Source organism: Allosphingosinicella sp. (genome assembly GCF_046295735.1).
Lineage (GTDB): Bacteria > Pseudomonadota > Alphaproteobacteria > Sphingomonadales > Sphingomonadaceae > Allosphingosinicella.
Window position 1 is genome coordinate 72899 of sequence record NZ_JBKBMQ010000004.1, and the last position, 16629, is coordinate 89527.

Annotated in this window: 12 protein-coding genes; 8 read left to right on the plus strand and 4 right to left on the minus strand. The window is 67.2% G+C overall.

Annotation, left to right across the window (positions count from 1 at the left end):
* Positions 1-66: 66 nt before the first annotated feature.
* Positions 67-1356 carry a sugar transferase gene (locus ACK4K7_RS05150; protein ID WP_431864156.1) on the minus strand — a complete coding sequence of 430 codons (1290 nt, stop codon included), beginning with the start codon at positions 1354-1356 and terminating at the stop codon, positions 67-69.
* 226 nt (positions 1357-1582) lie between these two features.
* Here ACK4K7_RS05150 and wecB point away from each other — a divergent pair, with 226 nt between their 5' ends.
* The 6 genes from wecB (at position 1583) to ACK4K7_RS05180 (ending at position 9761) form a co-directional block, all read left to right on the plus strand.
* Positions 1583-2671: a non-hydrolyzing UDP-N-acetylglucosamine 2-epimerase gene (wecB, locus tag ACK4K7_RS05155; RefSeq protein ID WP_431864157.1), complete on the plus strand. Its 1089-nt coding sequence runs from the start codon at positions 1583-1585 to the stop codon at positions 2669-2671.
* The gene (locus ACK4K7_RS05160; RefSeq protein ID WP_431864158.1) at positions 2668-4125 is read left to right on the plus strand and encodes an O-antigen ligase family protein; all 1458 of its coding nucleotides are present in this window, start codon (positions 2668-2670) and stop codon (positions 4123-4125) included. The genes wecB and ACK4K7_RS05160 overlap by 4 nt, the downstream gene beginning before the upstream one ends.
* Positions 4126-4198: 73 nt before the next feature.
* On the plus strand, positions 4199-4909 hold the full coding sequence (locus ACK4K7_RS05165; RefSeq protein ID WP_431864159.1) for a polysaccharide biosynthesis/export family protein: 711 nt from the start codon (positions 4199-4201) through the stop codon (positions 4907-4909).
* Positions 4910-4922: 13 nt separating this feature from the next.
* The gene (locus ACK4K7_RS05170) at positions 4923-7160 is read left to right on the plus strand and encodes a GumC family protein (protein WP_431864160.1); all 2238 of its coding nucleotides are present in this window, start codon (positions 4923-4925) and stop codon (positions 7158-7160) included.
* 10 nt (positions 7161-7170) lie between these two features.
* Positions 7171-8439: a tetratricopeptide repeat protein gene (locus tag ACK4K7_RS05175; protein ID WP_431864161.1), complete on the plus strand. Its 1269-nt coding sequence runs from the start codon at positions 7171-7173 to the stop codon at positions 8437-8439.
* Positions 8439-9761, plus strand: coding sequence for an O-antigen ligase family protein (locus ACK4K7_RS05180; protein ID WP_431864162.1), 1323 nt, complete (start codon positions 8439-8441; stop codon positions 9759-9761). The genes ACK4K7_RS05175 and ACK4K7_RS05180 overlap by 1 nt, the downstream gene beginning before the upstream one ends.
* 3 nt (positions 9762-9764) lie before the next feature.
* On the opposite strand, the gene ACK4K7_RS05185 is transcribed toward ACK4K7_RS05180, so the two are convergent.
* The gene (locus ACK4K7_RS05185) at positions 9765-10601 is read right to left on the minus strand and encodes a class I SAM-dependent methyltransferase (protein WP_431864163.1); all 837 of its coding nucleotides are present in this window, start codon (positions 10599-10601) and stop codon (positions 9765-9767) included.
* 26 nt (positions 10602-10627) lie between these two features.
* Positions 10628-11956 carry a lipopolysaccharide biosynthesis protein gene (locus ACK4K7_RS05190; RefSeq protein WP_431864164.1) on the minus strand — a complete coding sequence of 443 codons (1329 nt, stop codon included), beginning with the start codon at positions 11954-11956 and terminating at the stop codon, positions 10628-10630.
* Positions 11957-12182: 226 nt separating this feature from the next.
* Between ACK4K7_RS05190 and ACK4K7_RS05195 the strand changes: the two genes are divergently transcribed.
* Positions 12183-13412: a glycosyltransferase gene (locus ACK4K7_RS05195; RefSeq protein ID WP_431864165.1), complete on the plus strand. Its 1230-nt coding sequence runs from the start codon at positions 12183-12185 to the stop codon at positions 13410-13412.
* 10 nt (positions 13413-13422) lie between these two features.
* Here the strand turns inward: ACK4K7_RS05195 and ACK4K7_RS05200 are convergent, their stop codons facing one another.
* Complete coding sequence (locus ACK4K7_RS05200; RefSeq protein ID WP_431864166.1) at positions 13423-14196, minus strand: class I SAM-dependent methyltransferase; 774 nt, start codon at positions 14194-14196, stop codon at positions 13423-13425.
* 168 nt (positions 14197-14364) lie between these two features.
* Between ACK4K7_RS05200 and ACK4K7_RS05205 the strand changes: the two genes are divergently transcribed.
* On the plus strand, positions 14365-16515 hold the full coding sequence (locus ACK4K7_RS05205) for a bi-domain-containing oxidoreductase (protein ID WP_431864167.1): 2151 nt from the start codon (positions 14365-14367) through the stop codon (positions 16513-16515).
* Positions 16516-16629 lie beyond the last annotated feature (114 nt).

Genomic DNA, 16629 nt, shown 5'->3' on the forward strand with positions numbered 1-16629 from the left:
CGCGGGAGCGAAGCCGCGGCGCGGTCGGCGAGTTCGCGGATCATGTCCGGGCGGGCGGCGCCGCGCTCACTTCACGCCGTGGCCGCTGATGACGGTCCGGAGCGTGCCGGCGACGATCAGCATGTCGAGCCAGAAGGAGAAGTTCTTGATGTAGTAGAAGTCGTAGTGGAGCTTGCTCAGCACCTCGTCCACCTCGGCGACATGGCCCTGCTTCACCTGCGCCCAGCCGGTGATGCCCGGGCGAACGATGTGGCGGTAGCGGTAGAAAGCGAGCTCGCTTTCGTACCAGAGCGACAGCGGCACCGCTTCCGGCCGCGGCCCGATCCAGCTCATCTCGCCCTTCAGGATGTTCAGCACCTGCGGCAGTTCGTCGAGGCGATAGCGGCGCAGGAAGCGGCCCACCTTCGTAACGCGGCTGTCCGCCGACTGCGTCATCGCCGCCCGGCGCGCGTCGTCGGGACCGAGCTCCGTCTCGTGCCGCATGGTGCGGAACTTGTACATGACGAAGGGGCGGCCGCGATAACCCATGCGCTGCTGCCGGAAAATGGCGGGCCCTGGAGAATCCAGCTTGATCAGCACAGCCAGCAGCACGAACAGCGGGAACAGCAGAGGGGCCGTGAGAAGCGAGAAGGCGAGGTCGCCGGCCCGCTTCACGCGTCCGTAGACGAGGCCGGGGAGTAGGGACCCGAAATTGTTTTCGGACAGATGTTCGATCGACACCCGGCCGGTGAGCGATTCTTCGACCTGCTTGAAGTGGAGCACCAGGACACCCCGCAACGCTGCGTCGGTGATGAACCGTTCCCAGTCCGCCGGGATTTCGGCGCGCAGATCGGCGACGATGACGTCATAGTCGCTGTGCATCGTCTGCTGGTCGAGGCGGATGCAGGTGATGCCGCCGATCTGCGTCAGCCGGTCGACCAGCCCGAAAGGAACGAGGCCGACGCGCAGATGCCGTCGCCGCTGCAGACGGAACGACACGGCGAAGAACCAGACGACGCAGACGACGAAGCTCGCCAGGAAGTGGAAGCGCGAATAATCTAGCCGCGCGAAGAAGAAGATGGCGAGGGCGAGTCCGTAGAAGATGACGAACGCCGGAACGACGTTGTTGAGCGCCTTGACGCCCGGATAGTTCAGGAAGCGCCGAAACCACCAGACGCCGAGCAGGACCGCGCCCGCCGTGCCCGCCAGCGAAGCCCAGAGGCTCTCATTGTTGAGCTGGGTGGGGTCCACCGCGACCCGGACCAGCCCGGGTGCCGCGACGGCAAGCAGAAGGGCCATCCCGAGCTGCCAGCCGGGACTGTCCCACGTCGACCGTCTTGCCCCGGCATATTTGCCGAGAGCCACAGGCATGTTCATGTTGTCGCTCCGCGAAACCGCGAGCCGACAGGTCACTCCCCCCTGATTCGGCGATAGCCGCACTTGTAAAAGCTTGGTTTGCAATGCGCTAACGAAATCTGCCGGCCGCTGTCCCGGCTTGAGCCAGCCGGCGGGGCTTTCGCCTTGCCGCGGCGCGGCGGTGCGCTAAGAGAGGCGGAAGGGGGGACGGACAGGGCCGAGCGGGGAGGGAATCGATTTGTGGACGGTGCATCTGATCGCGGCCGCGCGGCCGAACTTCATGAAGGTGGCGCCGCTCTGGCATGCGCTGAATGAAGCGCCCGATTTCGATCCGGTGCTGATCCACACCGGCCAGCATTACGATGCCAACATGTCGGACGCGATCTTCGAGGATCTGCGGCTGCCGCAGCCCGACCATCATCTCGGCGTCGGTTCGGGCACCCATGCCGAGCAGACCGGACGGGTGATGATCGCCTATGAAAAGGTGGCGATGGAGCGGCGGCCGGACTGGTTGGTGGTGGTCGGCGACGTCAACTCGACCGTCGCCGCGGCCCTGGTCGGCGCCAAGCTCCTCATCCCGACGGCGCATCTGGAGGCCGGGCTGCGCTCGCGCGACCGCACCATGCCGGAGGAGATCAACCGCATCGCCACGGATGCGATCTGCGACGTGCTGTGGACCCCTTCGCCCGATGGTGACCGCAACCTCATCGCCGAAGGCGTGCCGGAGGCGCGGATCACCCGCGTCGGCAATATCATGCTCGACAGCTTCGAAATGACGCGGCCGAAGATAGAGGCGGCGGGAACGGCGGCGGAGATCGGCGTCACCGGCGCGCCTTATTGCGTCGCGACGCTCCACCGGCCGGCCAATGTCGATACGAACGAGCCGCTGCGTGCGCTGGTCGATTGTCTGAAGGCGGTACAGCGGCGCCTCCAGCTGGTCTTCCCGGTCCATCCCCGCACGGCGGCGCGGCTGAGGGACACCGGCATGGACGCCGAACTCGAGGCGGCGGGCGTTCGCTTGATCGCGCCGCTTCCTTATATCCGCTTCATGAGCTTGGTGACGGGCGCCGCGGCGGTCATCACCGATTCGGGCGGCATCCAGGAAGAGACCACCTATCTCGGCATTCCGTGCTTCACGCTGCGGGAGAATACCGAACGCCCGATCACGATCGAGGAAGGGACGAACCGCCTTTCGACCCCGGCCGAACTGCCCGGCCTCCTGGAAGCCGCGCTGGGCGAGGCGCGTTCGGTTCGGCGGCGTCCGGTCCTCTGGGACGGGCACACGGCCGAGCGCTGCGTCGCGGATCTGCGGGCGCGGGGAGAGGCGCCGCGGTGATCCCGGGCGCGCGCGCTCGACGGCGCCGGAGCGGCGCGCCGCCCGCCGCCGACGGGGGCGTCGAACGGCAGCGCCTGCTCTTCTGGATCGTCGCGGGCTGGCTGGCCGTGATCGCGCTCGGCGGCGGAACCGCGCGGGGCGACGCACAGTCGCTGCTGTTCGTGCGGCCGGCGACCGTCCTGTTCCTCGCGGCGCTGGTGCTGATCGCGGGCCGAAGCGTCTTCGAAGGGAAGCGTGAGGCTCTGTGGTTCATCGCCGCGATGTTCGGACTGGTCGGGGCGCAGCTGGTGCCGCTGCCGCCGGGGCTATGGGCGCTCTTCTCCGGCCGGGAAATCTGGGCGGAAGGCATTGCCGCGGCCGGCCTGACGGAGGAATGGCGTCCCTTCACCCTGTCGCCCGGGGGCACGCGGAACGCCCTGATGGCGCTGTTGGTGCCGCTCGCCGCCTTCCTCGGCGCGTCCGCGCTCGGGCCCGAATGGCGCGCGCGTCTGCTCACCGCTATCCTGATCCTGATTTGCGTCAGCGCCCTTCTCGGAATGCTGCAGATCGCGGCGGGGGCGGGAACGGTGCTTCGCTTCTACCGCATCACCAATGAAGGCGATGCCGTCGGCCTGTTCGCCAATCGCAATCACAATGCGCTCGTGATCGCGCTCGGTTTCCCGCTGCTCGCCTACAAGGCGCGGGAGCGTGCCGCGGCGGGCAGGGACCGCGGCTTCGACGGGATCATCCTCGGTGCGCTCAGCCTCTTCCTGCTGGTCAGCATCGCGGTGACAGGGTCGCGCTCCGGCTTCGCCATCGCCTTTCTCGCGCTGGCCGCTTCCGCCGCCTTGTTCTACCCCCTCAACCCACCGATGGGGCGGCGGAGCGGGGGCAGGAGGGGCCTTCACTGGCTGGTGGTGGGATCGGCGGGCGCGATTGCCGCGGCGGGCCTTGCGACGCTGCTGGCGGATACCCGCTCGGTCGGGCGCCTGTTCGGCACGTCGCTGGCGGAGGATACGCGCGTGCTGATCGTGGGCGAACTCGACCGCATGCTGGCCGCATTCCTTCCCTGGGGCTCCGGCTTCGGCTCCTTCCGCTACATTTTCCCGGCCTTCGAGCGCCAGGAAACGATGGAGTCGGCTTACGTGAATCACGCCCACAACGATCTCGTCCAGATCGGTATCGAGGGCGGCGCGGCGGCCGTCGTGCTCCTGCTTCTCTTCCTCTACTGGTGGCTGCAGCGGGCCTGGCGGGCGTCGCGGGCCAGGCACGGCGCGATCGGGGACCAGATGAAGGTCGCGATCGTCTGCACCGGCGGCCTGCTCGTCGCCAGCCTGGTCGAGTTCCCTTTGCGGACCCCGACCATGGCGGCTTTGTTCGCGATCTTCTGCGCGCTTCTGCTGGAGCCGTACCGTCGGGCTACCGCGGAGCAGGGCGGCGAATTAGGACTCGACCGCACCACGGCGGCGGTGTAAAGAGGAGGGTCTGTAGATTGCACATAATTGCAAGCACTTACGACCAACCCGGGGCTTGGGAAGAGGCGGGGACGTGAAAAAAACGGTTCTTTTGGTCGCCCTGGCGGCGTTGGCGCTCGGCGGCTGCGCGTCGCGCGCGGTGTTCACGGGCGGCCCCGGTCTGGAAGTCACGCAGCATCAGGCGTTGCCGCTTCCCGCCCATGTCGATCCGAACGGCACCGAGCGGCCGTACAGGCTCGGACCGCTCGATCGGATCCGGGTCGCCGTCTATGGCAATGACGCGCTCAGCGCCGAAGCGCAGGTCGATGCGAGCGGCCGGGTGTCGCTTCCGCTCGTCGGCTCCGTCGAGGCGGCGGGACGCACGCCCACCGAACTCGAGGAAATGGTTCGCGCGGGGCTTCGTGCCAACTACGTCCGTGACCCGCGGGTTTCGATCAACCTCGTCGAGGCGGTAAGCCAGCTCATCACCGTGGACGGCGCCGTGCGCGAGCCGGGGCAGTATCCGGTGATCGGCCGCACCTCGCTGATGCGCACCATCGCGCAGGCGAAGGGCGTCACCGAATTTGCCACGCTGAACGACGTGGTCGTGTTCCGCAACATCGGCGATCAGCGCATGGCCGCGCTCTACAGCCTGAGGGCGATCCGCGAAGGCCGTTATGCCGATCCGGAGCTGTTCGCCGGCGACGTGGTGGTGGTGGGGGACTCGCCTGGCCGCCGTCTGTTCAGGGACATCGCATCGATGGGCGGGCTTCTGACCGCACCGCTGGTCGCCATCGTCCGGTAGATCGGGAAACAAGATGCAGATTGGTTTCGACTCAGGCCGCCGTGATCCGAGGGGCCTCGTCCTCGCGGAAGAGGTGCAGCCGCCCGCGGTTCATGTGCTGCAAGGCGAAACGGCGCCGAGCCAACTTGTCCAATTCTACTGGACCCTGTTTCGCCGCAAATGGGTGGTGCTGAGCTGCATCGCCGTCGCACTGCTGATCGGCGCGACCGTCACCTTGCTCTCGACGCCGCAATATGTGGCGAGCGCGACGCTGGAAATATCCCGCGAGGTCGAGAACGTCACGGGGCTCGAAGGCGTCAGCGAGCAGGTGTCGGTCCAGGATCGCGAATTCTACGAGACGCAATATGGCCTGCTGCGCTCGCAATCGCTGGCGCGCAGCGTCGCGGAAAAGCTCAACCTGCCTGAAAACGAGCAATTCCGCCGGATCTACAAGCTGGACGAAAGCGGAGGCCTGTTCGCCGATCAAACGCCCGGTCAGTTGAGCCAGGAAGCCCGCGCCCAGCGCCTTGACGAGGCCGAAAAGGTGCTGCTTGAGAATGTGCGCGTCGTTCCCCGTGCCTCGTCGCGGCTGGTCGATGTGCGGTTCGAAAGCCCGGACCCGGTTTTCTCAGCGCGGGTGACCAACGTCTGGGTCGAAAATTTCATGCAGGCCTCGCTCGATCGCCGGTTCAATTCCGCGTCCTACGCGCGCGAATTCCTCGAGCGGCGGATCGAGCAGGTCCGCCAGCGCCTGGAAGATGCCGAGCGTCAGCTGGTTACCTATGCCACGCAGCAGGGCCTCGTCAGCGTCAATACCGGCGTGACCGGCGGAGAGGGGCAGCAGGAACAGTCGCTGGTCGGCAATACCTTGTCGCTGCTCAACGCAGAGCTCGCCGCCGCCACCTCGGCCCGCGTCCAGGCGGAGAGCCGGCTGCGGCAGGCGCAGGGCGGGGCGTCTCAGGAAAGCCTCTCCAGCCCCGCGCTCGCCACCTTGCGGCAGCGCCGCGCGGAGGCGTCCGCCGAATATGCGCGGCTGATGGTGGAATACGAACCCGGCTTTCCGCAGGCGCGCGCGGTCCAGGGGCAGATCGACGCGCTCGATCAGGCGATCGCGCGCGAGGAAGCGCGGGTCAGTCGCTCGTTCCAGGAAACCTACCAGTCGGCGTTGCAGCGCGAGAACCAGCTGCGCAGCCGCGTCGCCCAGCTGACCGGCGAAGCGCTCGACGTCCGCCAGCGCGGCATCCAGTACAACATCTTCCAGCGCGACGTGGACACCAGCCGCAGCCTCTATGACGGCCTGCTGCAGCGCTACAAGGAAATCGGCATCGCCGGCGGCGTCGGACGCAACAACGTCGCGGTGGTCGACGCCGCCAAGCCGCCCACCGAGCCGTCCTCGCCGCGCCCGCTGCTCAACATGCTGCTCGCCCTCATTCTGGGCGGTGTGGTGGGCGTCGCGGCCGCCTTCGGCCTCGACCAGATTGACGAGGGGTTGACCGATCCGGAAGAGCTGACCTCGCTGCTCGGACTGCCGCTGCTCGGTGTCGTGGGGCAGGAGAAGGACACGGACGTTGCCGCGATCCTCAAGGATCCGAAGTCGGGCGTCAGCGAAGCCTATACGGCAGTGCGCACAGGTCTCGATCTCGCGAGCCCCACCGGCGCGCCGCAGGTGATCGCGGTGATGAGTTCGCAGCCGAGCGAAGGCAAGTCGACCAGCGCCCGCGCGCTCGCGATGGCGCTCGCCCGCCTCGGACGGCGCGTGCTGCTGGTCGATGCCGACATGCGCAAGCCCTCGCTCCACAAGACGCTCGGCCTGCCCAACAAGCAGGGGCTCAGCATCCTGCTCGCGGGCAAGGGCAAGCTCGACCAGTTCGTCCACCATATCGAGGACGAGCTGATCAGCGTCCTGACCGCCGGGCCGCAGCCGCCGAGCCCGGGCGACCTCCTGTCGGGCATGCACCTCCAGGCCTTCGTCGCCGAAGCGCGGTCGCGCTACGACCATGTGGTGTTCGACAATCCGCCGGTGCTCGGCCTTGCCGACGCGCCGCTCATCTCGACGGTGGTCGACGGCATCGTGTTCGTGGTCGAATCGCGGCGGACCAAGCGCCGCGTGGCGCTGCGCGCGCTGTCGCGTCTGCGGGCGGTCGGCGCGCCGCTCACCGGCGGCATCCTCACCAAGTTCGATCCGCGCAAGTCGCAGGCCGGTTACGGCGAGTCCTATTATTACTACTACAGCTACGGTCGCGAGCTGACGACCGGCCGGGAAGCCGCCTGAGCCGCGCGCCGTGGCGGAGGATCGCGCACCGGACGCCGCCGGAACGGGAGCAAGGATCCGCACGATCGCGGTCGGCGCGGCCGCGTTCCTGCTCCTGTGGTATGTGACGGCCGCCACCTTCGGGGCGGTGGCGCAAAGCGGGCGCCCCGATCTCGCGCTACGCTACGGCCTCGACAGCGGCGCCGCCCTTGCCGCCCAGGCGGAGCGGCTTCTACCGGACGATCCGGCCGCCGATCCCGTCCCCGCCGAGGCGCTCGCCCGCGAGGCGCTGAAGCGCGATCCGGGCCTTCCCGGCGCCTATCGGGTGCTGGCGGTGGCCGCCGACCGCCGCGGCGACCGCGACACTGCCGAGCGGCTGATGCGCCACGCCGCCGATCTGTCCAAGCGCAGCCTTCATGTCGAGCTGTGGCTCGCCGAACGTTATGAGAGAAGCGGCGACTTCGCCCGCGCGGTCGAACATTACGACCGGGCGATCCGCGCCGACCGGAATTTCCGCGGCACTTTGTTCGAACGGCTTGCCGAGCGGATGGGGCGCGACGGTTTCGTGGAGCCGCTCGGCCGGGCGATCGCCGCCGATCTCGGCTCGCCGCGCCGCGTGCCGGTCTGGGGGCGTCAGTTCCTCAACCGCACGGCGCTCGAGAGCGAGGATTACGAAGGTTTCAGCCGCTTGCTCGACGCGGTGCAGGCCGCGGGCGGCCGGGCGGAGCCGGACGTGATCCGCCGCTACGTCCGCCGTCTGGTCGCCGCCGAGCGCTTCGGCCTCGCCGCGCGGGAATATGAACGGGTGGCGGGACGCGCCTCTTCGGCCGGGCTGCGCGACGGCGGCTTCGAAGGGGTAGAGGACCCGGTGCCGCCGTTTGATTGGAATTTCGGCGCGAACGAGCGCTACAGCGCCGAGCCGGCTTCCGCTCCGGCGGGAGGCGCCGGGCGGGCGTTGCGCTTCGCCTTCGGGTCGGACGCGCCGCGGGTGCTCATCCGGCAGCTGCTGGTGTTGCCGCCGGGCGGCTACGAATTGCGCGGCCGCGCCCGGATGGAACGGATCGCCCGCACCGCGCCGCCGGCCTGGGTGGTGACCTGTGCAAGCGGCGGCGCCCCGTTGGGGGAGGCCGGCCCGCCGGCGGAGGAGGGTCGCTGGACCGATTTCGCGTTCCGCTTTACAGTGCCGGCCGGCGGGTGCGAACTCCAATGGCTGTCCCTCAGCCTCCCGCGCGGGCGGGTGGACGCGGAGGCGGTCGGCTTTTTCGACGAGTTGCAGCTGCTGCCGCTGCGGGGGACGTGATGACGATGAGCTACCGCCAGCCTGGAGCCGGAATGCCGACGCGGCAAGTCTCAACCGGCCAGTCTGCGCGCATCGTGCTCCCGGAAACGGGGCATCTGCTGGGTGCCGGCATTACGCTGTTCGCATTCACGCCGGTCATTGCCATGATGAGCGGCCTCGCCAATTCGGTGGTCTACACCGCGGGCCTCGGAGCGGTCGCTTTATTCGCCTTCGTCTCCCTGGCCATCGGCTATCGGGTTCAGGCGATCCGACCAACCGCCGGCCATATCGGGCTGCTGTTGCTCCTCCTCCTAATGGCCACCAGGATGCCCAGCCTTGATACGGATGAGCAATGGGAAGCGCTGCTGTCCGTCGCCTTGTCGGCCGCGATGGTGATCGCCGCCCATTTCGCGTCGGCGGAGAAGGTGCTGAAAGGCGTCGTCTGGACGGTGGTCCTGCTCGGCATCGTCACCGCGCTCTACACAAATTATGATCCGAATTATGTGCAAGCGCGCGTCGCGGGCTGGGGCGCCGAGGACGTCAAGCTCCTCTACACGATGACGGCGGTCCCGGTCGCCGCTGCGATCGGACCCGCCGTGCTTGGCATGCGGGCGCAGAAATCCTGGCCCAAACGGATTGCCCTCGGCCTGCTCGCACTGTTTCTCACCTATTCGCTCAGCACCATTCTGGCGCGCACGGCTCTCCTAACCGGGCTCGCCGCTCTGTTCCTGGCCGCGATATACGGACTGAAGCGTACCGGCTTCAACCGGCTGATGACGGCGCTACGCACCGGCGCGATTGCGCTACCGCTTCTCCCATTCGTGTTTCTGGCGGTGCTCGACTCCAACTCGTTCCTGATGCGCCGCTTCTCCCGCATGCTCAATCCGCAGGCGGAGATGAACGAGAGCGGCCGCGGCTATCTGTGGAGCACGGCATGGGAGATGTTTCTAGAGCGGCCGGGTTGGGGTTGGGGCATCCACGGTGCGGAGTCAGCGCTCGGCATCTATCCGCACCAAGCCTTCCTGGAGGCCATGGCCGATCTCGGTCTGCTGGGCGGTTTTGCCATTGCGGCGATCGTGTTCTCCTTTCTCTTCAGCTTGGCTCGCGTCGTGCTGCGCGAGACGTCGGCTTACGTGCTGGCGATCCACCTCATCGCCTTCATCCCGGTGATCGAAAGCATGAAGGCAAGCAGCCTCTATCTCAGCCGGCCCTTCCTCATCCTCGCGATCCTGGCGCCGCTCCTTTCCTACGAGATGCTCCGCGACGCTCGGAAAGAAAAGGCTGCACCGCGGCAGCGGCGCCCTTATGGGTTCCGCTACGGCGCAGTACCACTCCGCCGCTGACGGTTAGTTCTTGCGCGCCTTGTAAAGAACAGTTCGATAGGGTGCGAAGATCGGGAAGGCGATCCTGAGCTTACCCCGCATCAAACCTTTGACGAACGTCTTGGCGGTCCAGACCAGATTACCCACAGGCCGCTTATGATGCTCTACAACGGTGAGGCCGAGCCGCTCGAGGATCTGGAGCATCTGCTTCACTCCAGCGAACACCAGATGGTCGGGGAGGACCAAGATGTTGGGAAATTCCTTGCCGGAGCGGAGTTCGGCAAGGTTGCCGGTCTCCAGGAACAGGAAACCGCCCGGCTTCAGCTTGTCGACCAGCATTTGCCCGAAGCTGTCGAAATCCGGGATGTGCGAGTAAACGTTGATCAGGGAGATCACGTCATACCCGCCGCCGACTTCCTCCAATCGCTTCATCGATACTGGCACGCCGCGAGCCGCCGCGGCTTCCGCCTTGGGGGCCATGGGCTCGATCCCGGAGGCTTCGCTTCCCGTAGGCAGCACCGCCGCTGCGGCTTCGACCACTTCGCCGTAACCGGCCCCGACATCCAGCCATCGTAGCGGTTTGCCGGCACGGATCTCGTCGCCAAACATGTCGCGGATTATCTTCTTGTAGCGGCGGACCTTGGAGGGAAGCCGGCGCGCCTTGACGTTAAGATTGCCTTCCTCGCCTTGATGCATTCCGATCTTGTGCGATTCGGTAATCATCTCGTCCGAAGGGCGCGGGTTGACGTAGACGAGGCCGCACGGCTTGCATTTCACCGCCTTGAACCCGTTTTCCTCGGCCCAGAGACTGTAATCGTCGGCGCGGCAATTGGGACATTGAATGTGGAGAACTTCTGCCATTGGACACCCTCCTTGGGCTGATCAGATTAGAATGCGCCGAGCTTCACCTTCAGTTTGCGATGCAGAGCCCGGGCGAGCACGACGTTCCAGACGACCAGCGAGACCGACATCGCCATCGCCACGCCGGCTACTCCCCCCGCTGGCGCGAGTAGGCCGATCAACAGCGCCGCGACCACGATGCCCAGCAGTTGCGCCCACACGATCAGGATCGAAGTTCCCGACATGATGGCGAGGTTGGTGGCGGAGCCGTACCAGGCGTTCACCAGACGGCCCGCTGCGAGGATCATGAGCGGAACATAGGCCGCTCCGAACTCGGACCCGAAGATCGTCGGCAGCACGGGCTGCGAGACCGCGAACAGCGCCACCACTGCAAGCGATATGAGGAAGCTGATCCGAGCCGAGTGGCGGGTCACGCGCTGCAACTGGTCGCGTTCGCCCTTGTCGTGCAGCACTGCCATTTGCGGCGCGTAGATGACGTTGCTGAGCTGGATGCCGCTGATGATGATGGCTCCCGCTTGCGCGGCCACCTTGTAGATGGCCGCATCTTCGACCGAGAGCAGGAGCCCGACGAGGATCACGTCCATGCTAGCCAGCACCGCTCCCGATCCCGTGTAGAAAGCGAGCCGGGGATATTCAGCGACCCAGCCCCGCTCAGGCCGGATGGTCGAGGGCCGAAGCTTCACGAAGCTGACAAAGGCACGCGAGACGGCGAGCAGAAACAGCAGGGATACGATCTGCACCGCGACAAAGAGCTGCGGCAGCGACACCGCGTCGTGCGCGCCGGGCAGGGCAAGCACCGCTGCGGCCAGCAACACCATTCCCCAGGTGCGGAACACGAACTCAGGAAGCTGCGCCGCTGTCAGGTGCCCGCCTGACCGGGCGTATCCCACCATGAACAGGATCAGGCCGGACAAGGTGATGCTCTCGGCGAGCAAGCCCGTTGCGAGCAGGCGCGTGGCGGCTTCCGGTAAACCCGCTCCTCCCGTTCCCACGGCGGCGAGGAGGCCTTTCAGCACCACGTAGAGCAGCAGCGCGACCGCCCAGCCAAAGCCGAACAGGCGCAGCCGCCCGGCATCGTCGCCTTTCTCCCGATAGATCGAGCCGTGGCGCAGACTCAGATGCTGCAACGCGCCCAGCAACAGAGCGCCCGCCATCGCGGACACCGTGACGAACAGGAAATAGACGCCGGCATCGGTCAGGCTCCAGCCGCGTACGACCACGGCGACGAGCACGATGCCGCCGACCGCATGCGCGGCACGAATGCCGCCGAGCACGCCGATCAGCCGGATGAGGCGCCGATTGCGCGAGATGAGGTCGGCGGCGCGCGCAAGGCTCCCGTTCACGCCGCGATCCACTCCGTCATGCTCGATAGAGCCCCTCGCCCATAGGTCGCCAGCGTTCGATGCGAAGCCGCACCGACTGCCCCCAAAACGTCCATTACCGCCTTGTTCCCAAAGGGTCCATCGGCTAAACGCCAAGCGGTGGGATCGCGCTTTGGGGGAGATGGCCAGGCGCGCTTCGGCGATCGCGGTCGCGGTGCGGGGTGGCGCTATCGGCTTCTCTCGACGGTGGGGCTTTTCTATGTCCGAAGATCAGGGCGTTCGCGGGCGCGAGGCTGGGCCGGCGCCGCGCATCGTCTTCTTTTCCAGCGCCCATCCGCCGTTCGACAAGCGCGTCTACGACAAGGAAGCTCTGTCGCTGGCGCGGGCCGGCTTCGAGGTGATCCATGTCTGTCCCGCCGATGCGCCGGTTGCGAGCAGGCCGGGCGACGGCGTGGAGATACGGGCGGTGCCACGCGCCCGGGGTCGCTGGTGGCGGCCTCGCACGTTGCTGCGTTCCGCCAAGGCGGTCGCGGCGCTGAAGCCGGATGCGATTCATTGCAACGAAGTGGATTCCTGGTTTGTCGGGGCGTTTCTCGCCAAGGCGACCGGCGCGCGCTGCGTCTTCGACGCGCACGAGGATTACAGCGCGATGGTCGTCGAACGGGCGCCTCGGCGCGCCCGCGCCTTGGTTCGTGCCATCTACGCCGCCTGTGTGCGTGTTGCGGCGGCGCTCACCTGGAAAATCGTGCTCGCCAAGCATTCGATCGCAGAGGATTATCGCTTCTGCGCCGACAAGCTCCTGACCGTATCCAATTACGGGCCGATCCACACCGCCGATCGCCTGCGTCCTCCCGAAGCGTCCGGCGGTCCTGTCCGGCTCGTCCACCTTGGCCTGATCGGTCGACTGCGTGGGTGGCCCCAACTGCTCGAGGCGATGCGGCTTTGTGCCGATCTCGATCTGAAGCTGAACGTCGTTGGCGAGTTCAATGACGAGTCCGAACAGGAATTCTGGGCCGAGGTCGATCGGCTGGACCTCCGCGACCGCATCCGGTTCGAAGCCTGGCTTCCGTACGACGAAGCTTACGCGCTGCTGCTCGAATCCGACATCGGGCTCGTCCTGTTCCAGCCGGGTCCGAGGAACCATGAACGCGCGCTGCCGCACAAGATGTTCGATTATATGATGGCGCAGAACGCGCTCATCGCCCCCGCTTTTGCCGTGGAGGTGGCGGAGATCGTTCGTTGGAGCGACGCCGGACTGCTGGTCGATCCGTCGGACGCCGGCGCGGTGGCCGCCGCGATCCGCACGCTCGCCGCCGATCCGGAGCGGCGCAGGGCCTATGGCGCGTCGGGTCGTCGCGCCGTGCTGGAGCGCTACAATTGGGACGCCGAAGCGCGCAAGCTCGTCGCCATGTATTCGGAACTGCGCACCCGCGGCTCCCAAGCCGCGCCCGGCACTCGGCGCCTCGTCGGCAGTAGCGCAGGGTCCTAAGCGCCGCCGCTCAGCCGCGTTTCTTCAGGATGAAGATGCTGGCCGTGCCGAGCGCCTTGGGCAGCAATTTGTGGACCAGCAGAAGCAGCCGGTAGAGCCAGGGCTTGCCGAAGAAATAGGCCGGTTCCCAGCTGTCGTTGATCGCCGCCACCTCGCACTGGCTGAAATGCCGCTGGAGGTCGCGCTTCGAATTGAGGCGGTAGTAAGTGGGGAAGGTGTCGCGCTCCTTGCGCTGGGGCGAGATGCGCTTCAGCGCCGCGTGGTGGAGCCGGTTCGGCACCGCGGCGCTGGCCATCTTCACATAGCCATATTTGTTGGGCGTGCGCGCGAACAGGAAGCCGCCGGTGCGCAGCACGCGCTGCAGCTCGCCCGCCACCAGCTGCGCATTCTCGACATGTTCGAACACGTAGTCGGAGACGATGAGGTCGAACGATTCGTCGGCGAAGGGTAGCGGGCCCTTCGGATCGATCACCACCTGGCGGTGCGAGGTCGGGTGGCTCATAACGTCGGGATCGACATCGGCGGCGGTGACGGTCGCGCCGCCGAAGCGCAGGTCGCGAAGCTCGCGGATGTAGCAGCTGTTGATCGCCGGATCGAAATCCTGCTCGTAGCGGTTGCGGCCGGCGCCATAGTCCAGCACGTCCTTCACGTCCTTGCGGTAATAAGCCGCGCGGATGAAGGAATAGAAAGCGAGATCGATGTCGATCTCTGAGAAATGGTCGAGCGCGAGCTCGTCGTGGAATTTGAGCGCGGTCTCGCGCTTCATCCGGTCGAGCAGCGGCATGTCCCCGTCCCCGTCTTATGTGCGCCGCCGCGGCGGCCCGTCCCCCCGGATTGCTGCGTAGCAATCCGGGACGGGCCAAGCGAGTGAAAATCGGTCGATTTTCGGGGAGGCTTCTTCTAATCGGGGCGCCAGGCCCGTAATTCCCGCAGGCCCGGGGGATGATCGTTCATGAAGCAGGTTCTCCAGTCGCTGTCCAACGGCCAGATCGAGGTCGCCGAGGTGCCCGCGCCGGTGTCTCGCGGGCGCCACCTCACCATCGCCGCGCGGGCCAGCCTGCTCTCCGCCGGAACGGAGCGGATGCTGCTCGACTTCGGCCGCTCCAGCCTGGTCGGAAAGGCGCTGAAACAGCCGCAGCGGGTGAAGGACGTCCTCACCAAGATGCGCACCGACGGCGTCATGCCGACGATCGAGGCGGTGCGCTCCAAGCTCGATCAGCCGATCCCGCTCGGCTATTGCAGCGCCGGTATCGTCCACGAAGTGGGGCCGGGGGTCGAAGGCTTCGAAGTCGGCGACCGGGTCGTCTCGAACGGTTCACATGCCGAAGTGGTCTGCGTGCCGCAGACTTTGTGCGCCCGCATCCCCGACGGGGTGAGCGACGAGGAGGCCGCCTTCACGCCCTTGGGCGCGATCGCGCTCCAGGGCATTCGCCTCATCCAGCCGACCCTGGGGGAAAAGGTGGTGGTGATCGGCCTCGGCCTCATTGGCCTGATGGCGGTCCAGATCCTGCGCGCCAACGGATGCCGGGTGCTGGGGCTGGATTTCGATCCGGACCGGCTGGCGATGGCGCAGCGTTTCGGAGCCGAGGTCGCCAATGCCGGCGCCGGCGATCCGGTGGCGGCGGCGATGCGCTTCACCGGCGGGCGCGGGGCGGACGCGGTGCTGATCACCGCCTCGACCAGCAGCTCCGAACCGCTTGCCCAGGCTGCGGGGATGAGCCGCAAGCGTGGCCGCATCGTGCTGGTGGGCGTGATTGGCTCCACCATCAACCGCGCCGATTTCTACGAGAAGGAGCTGAGCTTCCAGGTCTCCTGCTCCTACGGCCCCGGCCGCTACGATCCGGATTATGAGGACCGGGCGGTCGACTATCCCTACGCCTTCGTCCGCTGGACCGAGCAGCGCAATTTCGAGGCGGTGCTGGACCTGATGGCGGACGGCCGCCTCGACGTGCGCACGCTCATCTCGAAGCGTGTGCCGATCGCCGAGGCAAATGCGGCCTATGAAAGCCTGATCGGCGATCCGAAGATGCTCGGCATCATCGTCGAATATCCGGAACCGCCCGCCGACACCGGTCCGGCCGCGCCCTCGCGCTGGTCGCGCTACATCCCTCTGGGCGGCGCGCGGCAGGCGGCCGCTGCGGGCGCGGCGCGGATCGCCGTGATCGGCGCGGGCAATTACGCCTCGCGCGTCCTCATCCCCGCGATGAAGGAAGGCGGCGCGGACATCGCCGCGGTGGTGAGCCGCAGCGGCCTGTCCTCCTTCATCCACGGCCGCAAGTCGGGCGCGGAGGCGGCCGCCACCGACATCGACGCCGTGCTCGCCGACGACAGCGTCTCGGGGATCGTCATCGCCACCCGCCACGATTCCCACGCCGATCTCACCGCCCGCGCGCTCGCCGCCGGCAAGTCGGTTTTCGTCGAAAAGCCGTTGGCGATCGACGATGCCGGCATCGACGCCGTCGCCGCCGCTTACGAAGCGCCGGCGGCCGGCGCATCGCCGCTGCTGATGGTCGGCTTCAACCGCCGCTTCGCGCCGCTGGTCGTCAGGATGAAGGCGCTGGCGGACCAGCTGTCGGTGGCCAAGACGCTGATCATGACGGTGAATGCCGGCGACGTGCCGGCCCACACATGGGTCCAGAACCGCGAAGAGGGTGGCGGCCGGATCGTCGGCGAGGGCTGCCACTGGATCGATCTGATGCGCTTCCTCGTCGGTCATCCGATCACCGGCCTCGCCGCAACTCGCCTCGGCGCCGAATCGGGCGACGCGGTGCGCGACGACAAGGCGACGCTGACGCTGAGCTTCGCCGACGGTTCGCACGGGACGATCCACTATTTTGCCAACGGCGCGAAGAGCTTCCCCAAGGAGCGGATCGAGCTGTTCGGCGGCGGCCGCATCCTGCAGCTCGACAATTACCGGACGCTGGTCGGCCATGGCTGGCCCGGCTTCACCAAGGCGCGTTCGCGCGGCGGCGACAAGGGCCAGTCCGCCTGCGCCGCGGCCTTCCTCCAGGCGCTGCGCGGCGGCGGCCCGGCGCCGATCCCCTATGACGAGCTGATCGAAGTCTCCCGCTGGTCGATCCGCGCGGGGGAATTCGCGGGCTAGGGAACCATCCATCCTCCCTGTCGCCGCAGGCGATGGGGAGGGGGACCATGCGAAGCATGGTGGAGGGGCCGACCCGCGCCGATTGCCCCTCCACCGCACTTCGTGCGGTCCCCC

Coding starts and splice junctions, on each gene's coding strand:
- ACK4K7_RS05185 (WP_431864163.1), bottom strand. CDS start 10,601: ATGGCAGAAGTTCTCCACATTCAATGTCCCAATTGCCGCGCCGACGAT.
- ACK4K7_RS05195 (WP_431864165.1), top strand. CDS start 12,183: ATGTCCGAAGATCAGGGCGTTCGCGGGCGCGAGGCTGGGCCGGCGCCG.
- ACK4K7_RS05180 (WP_431864162.1), top strand. CDS start 8,439: ATGACGATGAGCTACCGCCAGCCTGGAGCCGGAATGCCGACGCGGCAA.
- ACK4K7_RS05200 (WP_431864166.1), bottom strand. CDS start 14,196: ATGCCGCTGCTCGACCGGATGAAGCGCGAGACCGCGCTCAAATTCCAC.
- ACK4K7_RS05150 (WP_431864156.1), bottom strand. CDS start 1,356: ATGAACATGCCTGTGGCTCTCGGCAAATATGCCGGGGCAAGACGGTCG.
- ACK4K7_RS05205 (WP_431864167.1), top strand. CDS start 14,365: ATGAAGCAGGTTCTCCAGTCGCTGTCCAACGGCCAGATCGAGGTCGCC.
- ACK4K7_RS05170 (WP_431864160.1), top strand. CDS start 4,923: ATGCAGATTGGTTTCGACTCAGGCCGCCGTGATCCGAGGGGCCTCGTC.